This is a genomic window from Nocardia blacklockiae (assembly GCF_015477355.1).
Classification (GTDB): Bacteria; Actinomycetota; Actinomycetes; order Mycobacteriales; family Mycobacteriaceae; genus Nocardia; species Nocardia blacklockiae.
The window spans coordinates 110,170-125,239 of record NZ_JADLRJ010000015.1 but is presented as its reverse complement, the minus strand read 5'-3'; the positions used below and the strand labels follow the sequence as shown (position 1 = coordinate 125,239).

At 71.3% G+C, this 15,070-nt stretch carries 14 protein-coding genes; 9 read left to right on the top strand and 5 right to left on the bottom strand.

Annotated features, from left to right (window positions below):
- Positions 1-14: 14 nt before the first annotated feature.
- From IU476_RS31245 to IU476_RS31225, 5 genes are all read right to left on the bottom strand, one after another.
- Positions 15-1,229: a flavin-dependent oxidoreductase gene (locus tag IU476_RS31245; protein WP_195105898.1), complete on the bottom strand. Its 1,215-nt coding sequence runs from the start codon at positions 1,227-1,229 to the stop codon at positions 15-17.
- Positions 1,229-1,750 carry a chorismate--pyruvate lyase family protein gene (locus IU476_RS31240; protein WP_195105897.1) on the bottom strand — a complete coding sequence of 174 codons (522 nt, stop codon included), beginning with the start codon at positions 1,748-1,750 and terminating at the stop codon, positions 1,229-1,231. Before IU476_RS31240 ends, IU476_RS31245 begins: the two co-directional genes overlap by 1 nt.
- 413 nt (positions 1,751-2,163) lie before the next feature.
- Entirely contained in the window at positions 2,164-3,543 is a 1,380-nt protein-coding gene (locus IU476_RS31235) for a styrene monooxygenase/indole monooxygenase family protein (RefSeq protein ID WP_195105896.1), read from the bottom strand.
- A gap of 44 nt (positions 3,544-3,587) precedes the next feature.
- Complete coding sequence (locus IU476_RS31230) at positions 3,588-5,024, bottom strand: LLM class flavin-dependent oxidoreductase (protein WP_195105895.1); 1,437 nt, start codon at positions 5,022-5,024, stop codon at positions 3,588-3,590.
- Positions 5,021-6,244, bottom strand: coding sequence for an acyl-CoA dehydrogenase family protein (locus IU476_RS31225; protein ID WP_195105894.1), 1,224 nt, complete (start codon positions 6,242-6,244; stop codon positions 5,021-5,023). The genes IU476_RS31230 and IU476_RS31225 overlap by 4 nt, the downstream gene beginning before the upstream one ends.
- Before the next feature lie 351 nt (positions 6,245-6,595).
- Here IU476_RS31225 and IU476_RS31220 point away from each other — a divergent pair, with 351 nt between their 5' ends.
- The 9 genes from IU476_RS31220 to IU476_RS31180 are packed head-to-tail and all read left to right on the top strand — an operon-like array spanning position 6,596 to position 15,068.
- Positions 6,596-7,330, top strand: a complete 735-nt coding sequence (locus IU476_RS31220) for an ABC transporter permease (RefSeq protein WP_195105941.1) — start codon at positions 6,596-6,598, stop codon at positions 7,328-7,330.
- A complete protein-coding gene (locus IU476_RS31215; protein ID WP_195105893.1) occupies positions 7,330-8,190 on the top strand; it encodes an ABC transporter permease in 861 nt (286 codons plus the stop codon). Before IU476_RS31220 ends, IU476_RS31215 begins: the two co-directional genes overlap by 1 nt.
- 20 nt (positions 8,191-8,210) lie before the next feature.
- On the top strand, positions 8,211-9,233 hold the full coding sequence (locus IU476_RS31210; protein ID WP_228824620.1) for an MlaD family protein: 1,023 nt from the start codon (positions 8,211-8,213) through the stop codon (positions 9,231-9,233).
- A complete protein-coding gene (locus tag IU476_RS31205; protein ID WP_195105891.1) occupies positions 9,230-10,237 on the top strand; it encodes an MlaD family protein in 1,008 nt (335 codons plus the stop codon). Before IU476_RS31210 ends, IU476_RS31205 begins: the two co-directional genes overlap by 4 nt.
- A complete protein-coding gene (locus IU476_RS31200) occupies positions 10,225-11,268 on the top strand; it encodes an MlaD family protein (protein ID WP_195105890.1) in 1,044 nt (347 codons plus the stop codon). The genes IU476_RS31205 and IU476_RS31200 overlap by 13 nt, the downstream gene beginning before the upstream one ends.
- Positions 11,268-12,416: an MlaD family protein gene (locus IU476_RS31195; protein ID WP_195105889.1), complete on the top strand. Its 1,149-nt coding sequence runs from the start codon at positions 11,268-11,270 to the stop codon at positions 12,414-12,416. Before IU476_RS31200 ends, IU476_RS31195 begins: the two co-directional genes overlap by 1 nt.
- On the top strand, positions 12,413-13,471 hold the full coding sequence (locus IU476_RS31190; protein WP_195105888.1) for an MlaD family protein: 1,059 nt from the start codon (positions 12,413-12,415) through the stop codon (positions 13,469-13,471). The genes IU476_RS31195 and IU476_RS31190 overlap by 4 nt, the downstream gene beginning before the upstream one ends.
- The gene (locus IU476_RS31185; protein ID WP_195105887.1) at positions 13,468-14,430 is read left to right on the top strand and encodes an MlaD family protein; all 963 of its coding nucleotides are present in this window, start codon (positions 13,468-13,470) and stop codon (positions 14,428-14,430) included. The genes IU476_RS31190 and IU476_RS31185 overlap by 4 nt, the downstream gene beginning before the upstream one ends.
- A 14-nt stretch (positions 14,431-14,444) precedes the next feature.
- Positions 14,445-15,068, top strand: a complete 624-nt coding sequence (locus IU476_RS31180) for a hypothetical protein (protein ID WP_228824594.1) — start codon at positions 14,445-14,447, stop codon at positions 15,066-15,068.
- Positions 15,069-15,070 lie beyond the last annotated feature (2 nt).

Below are 15,070 nucleotides of genomic sequence, written 5' to 3'. Positions count from 1 at the left end.
ATGCGGCCGCGCGTTCACCGGACGGTGCTCGTGCGGCCGTAGCCCTCGGCGATCGCGGCCAGTTCCTCGGGGGTGAGAACGTCCTCGATGCGGTCGAAACCGTCGGGGGCGCGCTCGGCGACCGCGCGGAGGATGCGGTCCATGGGCATGTCGCGGTTGGCCAGGACGATCTCGTTGACCGGGGTCAGGCGGGCGGCCTCGTAGGCGCGGGCGCCCGCCTGCGCGTCGCCCGCGCGGGCGAGTTCGGCGGCGAGGACGCGGGCGTCGAGCACGGCCTGGGAACCGCCGTTGGAGCCGATCGGGTACATGGGGTGGGCGGCGTCGCCGACCAGGGTGATGCGGCCGATCGTCCAGTGCGGCAACGGGTCCCGGTCCACCATGGGGTACTCCAGGATGTGGTCGCTGGCGGTGACGAGTTCGGCGACGTCGACGCCCGCGAACCGCCAGCCGCGGTAGTGCGGCAGCACGTCCGCCGGGTGGCCCACCCGGTTCCAGTCCGCCGCCTCGGCGTCACCGTCGGGCAGCCGGACCTCCGCGACCCAGTTGAGCAGCGTTCGCCCCGACCGCGACGCGCGCGAGATCGGGTAGACCACGAACTTCGCGGCGTGGTTGCTTCCGGCGAACGCCATCGACGCGCCGGACAGGAACGGCCGCGCGACGGCCACGCCCCGCCACATCCGGATGCCGTTCCAGCGCGGCGGCCCCTCCCCCGGATAGAGCTGGGCGCGCACGGTCGAGTGCAGGCCGTCCGCCCCGACCAGCAGATCCGTCTCCACCTCGGTGACGCCGCCGCCGTCGCGCTCGCACAGCCGGGTGCGCACGCCGCCGGGGATCTCGGTGGCGGACACGAACCGGTGGCCGGTGCGCACCGCGCCGGGGCCGAGTCGTTCACGGACCGCGGCCAGCAGCATCGCCTGCAACTCGCCGCGGTGCACGGAGTACTGCGGCCACCGGTGCCCGGCGGCCACACCGCGCGGCGCGCGCCAGATCTCGTTGCCGAACCGATCGAAGTGCACCACCTCCGCGGTCGGGACGGCCAGTTCCGCGAGGCGGTCGGCGAGCCCGAGCGCGGCGAGTTCCGCGGTGGCGTGCGGCAGCAGGTTGATGCCGACGCCCAGCGGCCGCAGTTCGCGGACGGCGTCGACCACCACTGCCTCGATCCCGGCCGCGTGCAGGCTCAAAGCCGTTGTCAGGCCGCCGATTCCGGCGCCGACCACGAGCACCCGCATCAGCACGCCGCCACGGGCACGAAAGCCGGGTTGAAACGCTCGTGCAGGTAGGCCACGGCCCTCGCGGTGTGATCCAGGAGCACGCTCTCCTTGCAGGCGCACGGGATTCCGGCGGCGTCGTCGTCCGCGGGCCAGGTGGTCCGCCCGGCGGCCAGCACGGTGCGGCCCAGATGTCGCTTGGCGGCGGCCAGGCTGTGGCCGATGGGGACGCGCTGCTGGGCGAGCAGGTCGACCAGGCCGCGGTCCGCGCCGGCGATGACGACCGAATTCGCCGAGACCCGGGTGCCGTCACCGGCGAACAGCATGGACCGTCGCACGATCACTCGGTCCGCCGCACCGCAGTTCAGAGCCGAACGCACCGCCGGGGGCAGCTCACCGGCGGCCGCCGCGTGCTGGTCGAGCACGTCGAGCGACAGCGGCTGCCCGACCAGCGCCTCCAGCAGCAACGTGGTGGACCCGTCGGCGCTGAGCAACATGCGGGTAACCGAAGGCAACGCGAATTCGCTTGTGTCCGTAGACATCTCGATCACCCGACCAGCATAGGGGGAGCACCGCCACGCCGCAGGCCGGAACGCCCGCGCCGCCGCCGCGCCGGTCCACTGTGCACGGACCCGTCCCGAAACTACCGCGCCCACCGAAGATCCGCGCGCGGGCGACCGTGTGGTTACCACCACAGCTCCCCGCCGCTCGCTCCAGGTGAGCGGCCTCCTCCCCGTGCATGGCGATACCGCCCACCCGAAATGCGAGTAGTGCCGCGGCAGTACCCACGCGGTGGGCTATGTCACTTTCGACAGCGCATCCCCAACGATCGTCCGCCGATACCCATCCCGTCCTGGGCGGCACGGGAAGCGAATGCGCCGTGGGCCTCTCACTGAGCGCGGTAGCGAGAGACCCACGGCGACCCGGGGTAGTGCGGTGGTGCGGAAAACGTGACCTATCGAGCGGTGGCCGCGGCGGGGTAGGTGGAGCGGGAGAAGCGACCGGCGGGCTCGAAGCGGGACAGGAGATCCGAGGCCTTCTCACCCGTGACCGAGGCGACGTATTCCTCGGCGGCGGCGACGGTGTCGATGCCCTGGAAGGGCTGGGGGCGGTGCAGGAGGCCGACGAGGGCGGAGGCGAACTTGGGGTCGACCGCTGCCGCGGCGAAGAACAGGTTGCCGATGTCGCCCAGTTCCGGGTCGCTGAGGAACAGGCGGGTCGTGTGGGCGGCGGCCTCGGCGCGCGCGGCGAGGAAACCGTTGTGCTGCTCGGTGATCCACGCGTCGTCGAACGGTCCGGTGTGAGTGGCGGCCGCCGCGACCAGCCGCTGCGCCTGGATCAGGCCGCTCTGCGCGCCCTGCCCGGCGATCGGGTCGTAGGCGACGGAGGTGTCGCCGAGCGAGGCGACCGGATGCCCGCCGGCGGTGTGGCCCAGGCCGGCCCGGAACACCGGGCGCACCGCGCCTTTCAGCCAGGAGTGGCGGTCCTCGGCGATCACCTGCGTGGCCTGCACCTCGGGCAGGTCCCAGTCGAGGTAGTCGCGGTACAGGTCGACCACGATGCGGTGCGCCGACTCCGGGGAATCCGCTGCGGCGAAACGCTTCTCCCAGTCGCTGCCGGGCCGCGCCCAGCCCAGGAACGCCCAGCTGGGGCCGACGTCCTTGTGCAGGTACGGGCCCCACCAGCCCTCGCCCTGGTCGGCGCGGATGGAGAAGCCGCTGCGCGCCCCGCCCGCCGGGCTGCGGTGCGCGAAGACGCTCTCGTCGAAGCCGAGCCCGGTGACGGTGACCGTCAGCAGGCTGCGCTGCGGCGCGTCGTAGACGGTGCGCGCGGTGTCGACCGGGAACAGGTCCGACAGCCCGCCGCGCCCGGTGGCGACCAGGGTGAGATCGTGTGCGGCGGCGATGCTGTCGAGCTTCTCGGGCGTCACCGCCTCGACCACGAACCGCCCGCCGCGCTCCTGGAACGCGGTCAGGCGGTCGTCGGCCTTGAGCCGGGTGTCCACGGCGATGCCGCTGTAATCGTCGAAGGCGCCGTCGAATTCGATGAGTTCGGCGTCCGGCGCGGCGATCCGGACGGTGAGGCCGCTGTGCAGCGGCGCGCGGTCGGCGTAGCTGGTGAGCCCGAGGGCCGCCTCGGCGGCCTGCGCCTCGCCGAAGATCAGGGCGGTGCCGGTGGCGGGCACGTCGTCGCGCAGCGACCGCTGCTCGCGGTCGCTGTACACCGTGACGTCGAACCCGGCGTCGAGCAGACCGAGCGCGGCGGTGACACCGGTCTGCCCGGCGCCGATGATCGCGGCCGAGCGGGTGGATTCGGAGCGGGATTGAGTCGTCATAACGAAATCCTCCGGTCCGAAGCGGCAACAGTGGAGTATTGCGATCAGCGAGAATCGAGGGAAGCCACTGTGCCGGGCCGGGATTCGGCGTCGGACAGCACCGTGGAGCCGGGCCCGCCGAGCCGGTAGCGCGCGCCGCGATGCTCGGCCGGCAGCCGGTCACCGGCGCCGAACAGCGCGTGGCGCAGGGTGCCGGGGACATACTCGCTCGGATAGGCCCCGCGCTCGGTCAGCACCGGAACCACGTGCCGGACAACGTCTTCGAACGATCCCGGCGTCACGGCGTAGGCCAGGTTGAATCCGTCGACGTCGGTCTCGGCCACCCATTCCTGCAACCGATCCGCGACCGTGGTCCCGGAACCGACGAAAACCGGTCCGATGCCGCCGATCCCGGCCCAGCGCCCGATGTCGCGCACCGTCCATTCCCGGCCGTCGTCGTCGAACTCCTGGAATGCCGCCACCGCCGAGCGGATCGCATTACTCTCCACCTGACCGATCGGGTCGTCGAGGTCGTAGCGGGACAGGTCGATTCCCATCCAGCCCGACATGAACACCAGCCCGCCCTCGATGCTGGCGTAGGACAGGTACTCCTCGTGCTTGCGCCGCGCCTCGTCGTCGGTCGCCGCCGTGACGATGGTGGACAGGGCGTAGACGCGCGCGGCGTACCGGCCCCGTCCCGCCGCTTCCAGCGCGTCCCGGATATTCGAAACGGTCTGTGCGAGCACTCGTTTCGACGGCGCGGCGACGAAGATCGCCTCCGCGTTCTCCGCCGCGAACCGCACGCCGCGCGGCGACGCCCCGGCCTGGTAGATCACCGGCGTGCGCTGCGGCGAGGGCTCGGACAGATGAATGCCCGGCACCGTGTAGTGGCGGCCGCGGTGCCCGATGTGATGCACCTTCGCCGGATCGACGTAGACGCCCCGGGCGGCGTCGCGCACCACCGCGTCGTCCTCCCACGAGCCTTCCCAGAGCTTGTACAGCACCTCCAGGTACTCGTCGGCCTGGTTGTAGCGCTCGTCGTGGTCGAGTTGGTCGTCCGCGCCGAAATTGCGTGCGGCGGAGGGCAGATAGCCCGTCACGACGTTCCAGCCGATCCGCCCGCCGGTGAGATGGTCGAGCGTGGACAGGCGGCGGGCGAACGGATACGGGTGTTCGAACCCGGTGCCGGTGGTGATCCCGAACCCGAGGTGCTCGGTCGCCGCGGCCATCGCCGAGACCAGCAGCAGCGGATCGGCCACCGGGATCTGCGCGCCCTGCCGCAGCGCCGCGACGTCGTTGCCGCCGTAGACGTCGTAGGTGCCGAGCACGTCGGCGATGAAGATGCCGTCGAACCGGCCGCGCTCCAACAGCTTCGCGAGTTCGGTCCAGTAGCTCAGCTCCTTGTACCGGTGCGACCGGTCGTCGGGATGCCGCCACAGGCCGGGCGACTGGTGGGCGACGCAGTTCATGTCGAAGGCGTTGAACCGGATGCGTCGCGTCACCGCGCGGCCTCCGAACCGCCGGTGCGCTCGCCGGCGCTCCAGGCGAACGGCAGGTCGGCGCCGTTGAGCAGGTGGTCGCCGATGGCGCGCGCCTTGAAGATCGCCGGGTTGTGCACGGAGACGGTGCGGGCGTTGCGCCAGTGCCGATCCAGCCGCAGCCGCTCCGAGGTCACCGACGCGCCGCCCACCTCGAACAGCTGACTGGTGGCGGGCAGCACGGTGTCGATGACGGCGAGCTGCGCCTGCGCCGCCGCCAATTCGGCGCGGACCAAACCCTTCTCGTCCGTCGCGTCGCCGCTGAGCACCTCGTCGAGAACGTCGGCGACCGCGAGCACGGCGGCGCGGGCGCCGAACGCGGCCGCGGACAGCCGCCCGATCACCTGCTGCACCAGCGGATCGTGCCGCGGCAGGTCGGCCACGGCGTGGGTGTAGGTGCGGGTGCGCTGCGAGACCCATTCGCGCGCATCGCGTTCGGCGCGCTGGGCGATGCCCGCGAGAACGGCCAGCTGCACCAGTTGCAGATACGACGTCACGTAGGTCGGGCCCGCGACACCGTAGCCCGGCCCGAGCACCCGGTCCTCCGCGACCACCACGTCGGTGAACTCCGTAGTGCCGCTGGCGGTCAGCCGCTGACCGAAGCCGTCCCAGTCGTCGTGCTGGCGGACCCCGGCGGCCTGCGCGTCGACCAGCACCCCGACCCGCTCGCCGTCGCGATCGGCGGCGGCGAGGATGTAATCGGCGTAGAGCGATCCGGTGCTGTAGTACTTGACGCCGTTGAGCAGCAGGCGATCCCCGTCGCGGGTGAGCCGCGTCTGATAGCGCCCGACCGCTCCGACGCCGGGTTCGGTGATGGCGTTGCCGACCAGCACGCCCTCGCCCGCCGCGCGCAGCCACCGCTCGCGCACCGGCCCCGGCTCGGCCAGCAGCTGGTCCTCCACGAACGAGAAGTGCACGCGCAGCGCCTGCGGGATGTTCGACTCGGCCGCGGCCAGCTCGATCAATTGCCGGAACAGCTGCCGCACGCTCGCGCCGTACCCGCCGAACTCGGCGGGCACCCGCAGCGCGCCGAGGCGTGCGGCGCGTAGTTCGGCCACTTCGTCGTAGGGCAGCGTGCGGTCGATCTCGCGATCGACGGCACCGGCGGCGATTCGCTCGTAGATCGGGGCGAAGACCGCGTCCAGTTCGGCATCGGTCACAGCGGGCGCAGCGGTGGAAGTCATGCCTCACCATCACCCACGATCCCCGGTGTGTTCACCGGTTGTGCGCAGCGCGATCGAAACACCCGCGCGGCCCGGTCCGTTGTGACTTCCCGGCGGTTCGCCGCGTTCGCGTTGGGGATCTGCCCAGCCTTGCCCGGTTCCGTTCATGATCAAAGGAATCCTGCCGTACCAATGAGCCGACCGATCGGCTCGGGACCGATTCGGTGACAGCGAACGAAATCGGAAGCTCCTGTGACGGTGACGAATTCGAACCGGGCGACGACCGCGGGCCGCTCCCTGACCAGGGTGGCGCGCGACACGGTCTCCGACACCCTGATCGCGGCGCTGCGCACCTTCGGGCGAGCTGTGGGCATGGCCGAGGAAACGGTGACCGGCGCCCTCGGCGACACGCTGCGCGGCCGGCTGCAGTGGCGCGAGGCCGCGCTGCAGGCGTGGTGGCTGGTGACGGTGACCGCGATCCCGGCGGTGCTGATGGCGATCCCGTTCGGCGTCATCGTCTCGGTGCAGGTCGGCAATCTCGTGCACAGCCTGGGCGCGGACTCGCTGCTCGGCGCGACCGGCGGGCTCGGGGTCATCAAGCAGGGCGCGCCGCTGGCCACGGGGTTCCTGCTCGGCGGCGCGGGTGCGGCCGCGATCGCCGCCGATCTGGGCGCGCGCACCATCCGCGAGGAGATCGACGCGCTGAACACCATGGGCATCAGCCCGGTGCACCGGCTGGTCATCCCGCGCACGGTGGCCATGCTGCTGGTCGCGCCGCTGCTCAACGTGCTGATCATCGTCGTGGGCGTGCTGGCCGGATACGCGGTCGCCATCGGCGGCCGGAATGTCACGCCCGGTAGCTACTGGGCCACCTTCGGCTCGTTCACCACGCTCACCGACGTGTGGATCTCGCTGCTGAAGGCGATGATCTTCGGGTTCCTGGTGGTGGTGATCGCCTGCCAGCGCGGACTCGAGGCCCGCGGCGGCCCGCGCGGGGTGGCCGACGCGGTGAATGCCGCGGTGGTGCTGTCGGTGGTGGCGATCGTGCTGGTGAACCTGGTGATCACACAGATCACCGCCATGTTCCTCCCGACGAGGCTGGCGTGATGGCCGTAAGCACCTACACACCAAGGGGTTTCGCCGCGGTGGCGCGGTGGTATCGGCGCTACGGGCTGGGGCGGGTGGAGTCGATCGGCTTCGCCCTCGCCTTCACTTGGCAAGTGCTGTCGTCGATTCCGCTGACCCTGCGCCGCTACCGGGACGAGACGATGCGCGCGGTGTCGAATATGACGTGGGGCGCCGGGTCGGTGATCGTGGGCGGCGGCACGGTGCCGATGATGATCGTGCTGGGGCTGGTGATGGGCGCCTCGGTGGGCATCGAATCCTTTGCCACCCTGGACATTTTGAGCATGGGCCCGGTGACCGGGATCGTGTCGGCCTACGCCATCACCCGGGAGCTGGCGCCGATCGCGGCGGCGGTCGGGTTCGCCGGGCAGGCGGGCTGCCGGATGACCGCGGAGATCGGCTCGATGCGGATCAGCGAGGAGATCGACGCGCTCGAGGCGTTCGGTCTGCGCTCGGTGCCGTTCGTGGTGACGACGCGGGTGATCGCGGGCGCGGTCGCGATGGTGCCGACCTTCCTGATCGCGCTGATCCTGTCGTATCTGTCCTGCCGCGGGCTGATCACCCTGGTGCACGGCCAGTCCGCCGGGGTCTACGACCACTACTTCTTCCAGTTCGTGGCCGGATTCGACGTGATCGCGGCGGTGATCAAGGTGGCCGTCTTCGCCACCACCGTCATCCTGGTGCACTCCTACTACGGATTCTTCGCCACGGGCGGGCCGGAGGGCGTGGGCATCGCGTCCGGCCGCGCGGTGCGGGCCAGCTCGGTGGCGATCATCGCGCTGGACATGGTGTTGTCGATCGCGCTGTGGGGCGTCAGCTCCGCGGTGACCTTCACGGGGTGACGCGGATGCCGAACTATGCCATGCCGGGAGTGACCGTCGATCGCCGGCGCGCGCTGCTGGTCGGAGTGACGGCGATCGTGCTGGCGGTGCTCGCGGTGTTCGTGACCGCGGTGTACCGCGCCGAGCGCGGCGACGACGGACTGCGAATCACCGTGCGTACCAGCCGGATCGGGGACGGCATCGTGGCGGGCACGCCGGTGCGCCTCGACGGCGTGCAGGTCGGCCGCGTCGCCGGGATCAGCCCGGCCGAGCGGGGCACCCAGCGGATCACCGTACAGTTGGACCGGTTTCGGCTGCCCGGCCTGGATGCCAGCCTGCGGGTGGACTACGCCGCGGGAAACCTGTTCGGCATCAGCGAGATCGAGCTGCGGCGCGGACCGGGCGGGCCGCCGCTGCGGCCGGGCACCGAGGTCGACCTGACCGCCGCCGACGCCGTGTACGACGCGACCATGGGACACCTGCTCCGCAACCTGTCGCAGGTCGGTGACGCCGTGCTCACGCCGCGGATGGCGACGCTGCTGGCCACACTCGCCGCGGAGACCCGGGCGTTCACGCCGTTCCTGGAATCGGTCGTCGTGCTCGCCCGCACCGTCACCGACGTGCAGAACGTGCAGCCGTCACTGGTGCTGGGCCGGTTCGGGGCGACCCTCGGCGGCGGCGGGCAGTTCATCGACTCGATCGTCGACGTGCTGGACCGGGTGTACCGCATCGACACGCTGCGCACCGACCGGGCCCGCGTCGACGCCGGTATCGCGATGGTCATCGACCAGCTGTTCCCCACTGTGACACAGACTTTGACGAAGGCGGAGACCGCGTTCGCGGGCTACACCGAGCTCGGTGTGCCGGTGCTGCGGCTGCTGGCGCAGCTGGTGCCCGCGCCGCAGCGCTCCGGCGCGGAGCTGCGCGAGATGCTGGACCGCTGGCGCGCGGCCATGCCCGACACCCCCGACGGCCCGGTGCTCCAGGCCGAGGTCGACCTGCGAGGTGTCCCGGCACTCGCGGTGCCGCTGGGTATTCCGGTGACGAACGGAGGCGGGCGATGACGACCGTGCGCGGCGCGCTCTGGCGACTGGCGCTGTTCACCGTCGCGACGGTGCTCCTGCTGGCCGCCGTCGTGACGGCGATCCAGCGGCCGGTGGCGGGCCGCACCGAAACCCGCACCGCGGTGTTCACCGACGTGAACGGCCTGCGGACCGGCGACGACGTGCGGCTGCGCGGCGTGCAGGTCGGCAAGGTGGAAACGATCGCGCTGCACGGCAACCGGGCCGAGGTGCGGTTCCGCCTCGACACCGCGACGCCGCTGTTCGAGCGCAGCACGCTCGCAATCCGCTACCAGAACCTGATCGGGCAGCGCTACGTCGACATCCAGCATCCGCCCGATCCCGGTGCCCGGCTGGGGCCCGGCGTCACCGTCGGCCCCGAGCACACCGTGCCCTCGTTCGACGTGACCAGCCTGTTCAACGGCCTGAAGCCGGTGCTGGCGACGCTGTCGCCGGAAACGCTCAACCGGTTCACCGAGAGCATGCTCGCGGTGATCGAGGGCAACGGCAGCGGCATCGGGCCCGCTCTCGACGCGATCGGCGCGCTGGCCGGTTACGTCACCGACCGTCAGCACGTCATCACCACCCTGGTACGCAACATGTCCGAGATCTCCGACAAGATCGGCGGCCGGTCGGCGCCGCTGGTCACCCTGGTCGCCAATATCGCCGACATCTTCGATTCGTTGCAGCGCAACGTCGTCGGGCTGATCGACTTCTCGCTCACCGCGCCGCCGGTGCTGCGGCCGGCCGACAGTCTGCTGGCCACACTGGGTTTCACCGTGGACGACAATCCGGACGTCGAGGCCATCCTGCGGCGGCTGATCCCCGATCCGGCGGCGATCGTCGACATTCTCGGGCGGCTGCCCGCGGCGCTTGCCGCACTCAATGCCTCGCTGCCGCACCGCATTCCGGATTCGACGCCGGTGTGCAGCAAGGGCACCGCGGCCGTGCCCCAGCCGTTGGAGGTACTCATCGCCGGACAACGGGTGTCGATATGCAATCGCTGATCACGCGGGTGCGCCCGCTGCTTCCCCGGCGCGGCACCGCCGGGCGCGAACTGAGCACGGGCCTGCTCGGCGCGGTGCTGGTGGTGCTCGCGCTGCTGGCCGTCGCCGTGCTGTACGCGGTGCCGTTCGGCCAGCGCACCTACCTCGCCGTCCTGGAGGAGGCCGAATCGGTGAAGCCCGGCGACGAGGTGCGGCTCGCGGGCATCTCGGTCGGCACGGTGAAATCGCTGGAGCTGCACCCGGATCGGGTGCTCATGCGGTTCACCGTCGACGCCGACGTCTTCCTCGGCGACGAGACCACCCTCGACGTCCGGATGCTCACCCTCGTCGGCGGCAACTACGTCGCGGTCTTCCCCGCCGGGACGAAGCCGCTGGGACACAACGCGATTCCGGCGGATCGGGTGCGGCTGCCCTACAGCCTGATGCAGACCTTCCAGGACGCCGACGCCCCGCTGCGCGGCATCGACGGAGAGACGTTGCGCGCCAACGTGTCCGCGCTCGCCGACGCCCTCACCGGCGCGCCCGGCAGCATTCGCGACATGCTCGGCGGCGCGGAGCATCTCGTCGACGTCCTGAACCAGCAGCGCGCCGACGTGTCGAAGGCGCTGGCGATCGCGGCGGAGTATCTCGGCGTCGTCGATCTCGGCAAGGGCCAGCTGCGCCGCATGATCGAGAAGATAAACCTGCTCGAGACCATGCTCACCGACAAGCGGGCCGAGGTGCGGGTGGCGGTGCGGCTGTTGCGCACGGTGTTCGGCCGGGTCGGCGCCCTGCAACCGTCCTGGGAGGGCACCTTGAAACCGATGGCCCGTCAGCTCGCCGACGCCGTCGACGAACTCGAGACGCTCGGCGAACGGCTCGGGCCCCTGGTCGACTCCGTGCACGGCATCGCCGGGCAGCTGCGGGACATGGCGCTGCCGGAGGGCGGGATGCAGGTCGGCGAACCCGGCGCGGAGGTGCCCGGCGAGACGGTCGATCCCGCCGCGCTGGTCGGCGAATTCTGTGTCCCCGTACCCGGAAAGGCCTGCTGATGCGCGCGCTGCCAGGACTGCGGCCGGTGCGTGGGGAGGCGTCGGCGCGGCTGCGCGCGGTGGCCGGGTCGCGCACGACGATGTCGGTGGTCGGCGCGCTCGTGCTGGTGCTGCTCGCCGCGCTCGGGTACGTGGTGGCGGCCGATCCGCTGCGCCGGACCGTGTCGTACTGCGCCATCATGGCCGACGGCATCGGGCTCTACGCCGGTAACCACGTCACCATGCGCGGCATCACGGTCGGCACCGTCACCTCGGTGCGGCCCGAGAACGACCGGGTGCGAGTCGATTTCAGTGTCGACGCCGAGCACCCGGTACTCGCCGACGCCTCGGCCACCACCGTGTCGCGCAACATCACCACCGACCGCGATCTCGCCGTATTACACAGCGGGACGGTGCGTGACACCTGGGATCCCGCCCGCTGCCTCACCAAAACCCTGACGCCCAAGAGTCTCACCGAGACGCTGCGCGCGGTGGCCGAGCTGTCGCGGCAATTGCTCGGTCCCGCAGCGGGTTCCGACGACGCGATCGGGCGGCTGGTGACACAGCTGAACGCGGCGACCTCGGGCACGGGACCGCAGCTCAACGCCATCGTCGGCAAACTCGGTGCGGCACTGGATCATCCCGATGCCGCCATCGGTCACCTCGCGGGCGTCGTGGACAGCCTGGCGGCGCTCGCCGAGAGCGTCGCCGCGCACTGGGACAGCATCGACGCCATGGTGCTGCGCCTGGAGACGGTGCTGCACCAGGTGAACGACGAGCTGTTCAGCGAAACCGTCGGCATCATCGACAGTTTCCGCCGCGTGCTGCCGATGCTCAACGACATCACCACCATGTTCGGCGACCCGATCTTCCTGCTGCTGGACGCGAGCGTGCCGTTGCTGCACCTGGTCGGCGCGGGCGTCGCGACCTTGCGCCAGATCCTCGACATGCTGCCGGTCATCACGGGCGCGTTCGCCGAGGTCCTGAACCCCCGCACCGGCGCACCCGGCCTCACCTACGCCCCGCCGCGCGTCGCCGTCCCCACTCCGGACGCCGAAAGACTCTGTGCCGCAGTCGAACCCTTACTACCGGGTCATTGCACCGGCAAGGACGGCATCGCCCACCTCGACCTCGCCCGCACCGTTCTCGCCCTGGCAGGTGCGCGATGAAGCGGCGCGCGGCGATCGCCGCTCTCGTGACGGCCACCGGGTTGGTCTGCGGCGGATGCGCTTTCGACCCGGCCACGCTGCCGGTGCCGGGGGCGGGTGTGGCGGGGCCCGCCTACCACATTCGGATCGAGTTCACCGATGTGCTGAACCTGCCGTCGCGCGCGAAGGTGGTCGCGAACGGTGCGCAGATCGGCGTGGTGACGAAAGTCGAACTCGCGCCGCGGGATCGGGCGGCGGGGGCCGATCACGTCGTGGTCGAGGCCGAGATCGACGACGCGGTCGCGCTGCCCGCGACCACCACGGCGGCCATGCGGCAGAACACGCTGCTCGGCGACCTGCACATCGCGCTCACCACGCCGCCGGACGGCTTCGGGCGGCTGCTGCGCGACGGCGACACCATCCCGGCCCGGCAGACCCGGCCCGCGGTGCGCGTCGAGGACACCCTGGCGGGCATCGCGACATTCGTGCAGGGCGGCGCCGTGAACCACCTGCAGGACATGGTGACCCAGCTCAACGGCGTACTGCCCGAGGACCCGGCCGAGACCGCGCACATCTTCCAGGTGCTCGGCGCGGACGCCGAGGACCTCGCCCGCAATCTCGACCAGGTCGACCTGCTGCTCAACGGCTTCGGCACAGACGCCGACGTGGTCAACCGGCGCGGCGACACCCTGGCCGAACTGCTGGGAGAGCCTGCGGTCGAACAGGTTTCGGCGGCGGTGGCGTCCATCGTGGGCGTCGTCGGCGTGCTCGGCGCGATGGCACCGATCGCCCACGCGGTCGTCTGGCTCACGCCGCTGGCCGAATCCGCCGACGCCGCGGCGCGCGCGTTCGTGCCGCTGGCCTTCACCGCGCGGCCGCTCGATCTGGACGCGCCGTCGAATCTCAACATGCTCGTCGCGCTGATCCGCGACAAGGTTATCCCGTTCGTCGAGCACGGGCCGAAGGTGAACCTGCGGCGCGTCGCGGTCACCCCCGAGCAGGGGCCGCCGCCCGACGCCGACGAGCAGACCGAGCGGATCCTGCGCACCCTGCGCATGATCGGAGTCGTGCGATGACGCCGCGCTCGCTGCTGTCGCTGGGGGCCATCGCCGCGGTCTCGGTGCTCGGCTCGGCCTATCTGGCGTTCGGTGTGGTGCGGGCGGATCCGTTCGCGCACCACACCACCGTCACCCTGCGCCTGCCCGACTCCGGCAGTCTCGGGGCCGGCTCGCCGGTGCTGCTGACCGGCATCGAAGTCGGCGAGATCGCCGACGTGGACACCACCGACGCCGGGGTGGCGGTCGTCATGGACATCCGGTCGCCGTACCGGGTGCCCGCCGACAGCGTCGTCACCATCGAGAACCTGTCGTGGCTCGGCGAGCCCTACGTCGAATTCGCGCCGCGGCGCGACGGCGGGCGCTACCTGGAGAACGGCCAGACGGTCGACACCGCGCTGGTCCGGCCGCCGCTGTCGATCCCCGAGCTCGCCCGGCTCGCGACCCGCCTACTGGGACAGATAGATCCGGCCGCCGCCAACGCGCTGGTCGACACCTTCAGCACGGCACTGACCGGCACCGAGACCGTCGTCCCGGAACTGTCCCGTTCGACGGACCTGCTCGCCGCCGCGCTCGCCGGCCGCTCCCCCGCGATCGGCGGCCTGCTCGCCGACCTGCAGGGCATCGCACCCCGCATGGACCAGGCCGGGCCCGCGATGAGCGCCGCCGCCCCGCCGTTCATCGATTTCGGGCACCGCGTCGACGACATCGCCGAGGCCATCGGCCGCCTGTTCCGCACCGGCGACGCGCCGCGAATGTATGTGGAGGACAACGGACTCGTGCCGTTCGTGGATCGCCTCGGCCGCTGGATCCAGGAGATCGGGCCCGACCTCGCACCGCTCGCGCCGATCCTGAAACCACTGGTCGACACGCTCGTCGCGGTGGTCCCCCGCATCGACCTCTCCGGCCTGATCTCCAGCGCCCTGGCCGCGACCGGCCCCGGCGACGGCGCCATCCACCTGCAGCTCACCGTGAAGTAGCCCGAAGGAAGGCCATGACCCGCGAAACCCCCACCCCCGCCGCGACTCCCGAGCCGTCCGCCGCTGCTCCAGCGGCGGAAGATTCCGTTGTGCGGGAAAAGATTCCGGTGCGCGGGCGGACCGTGTCGATATCGGTACCCGCCCTGGCGCGTTCGGCCGGGCTGCTCGTCCTGGTCGCCGCGCTGGCCGTCGCGTGTTTCGGATGGTATTCGGCGCGTGGCGATCTCGCGGAACAGCGCGCGACCGCGGACGGCGATCGGCACGCCGAGCAGGTCGCCACCGACTACGCCGTCGGCGCGTCGACCATCGATCACCAGAACGTCGCCGCCTGGGTGAGCAAGCTGAAGGCCAACACCAGCCCGCAGCTGGCGAGCAAGTTCGACGCCACCGCACCGAAACTCGAGGAGATCCTGCTCCCGCTGAAATGGACCTCCACGGCCGCGCCCCTCGCCGCGAAGGTGATCTCGAAGACCGGCGGCGTGTACAAGGTCGACGTGTTCGTCGACGTCACCTCGACCAACGCCCAGAACCCCGACGGCGGGCGGATGACGGTCACCTACGACGTCACCGTCGACAGCGCCCACGGCTGGCAGATCACCGACGTGGGCGGCCTCGGCGGCGCGCTGCCCACCCGCTGAGC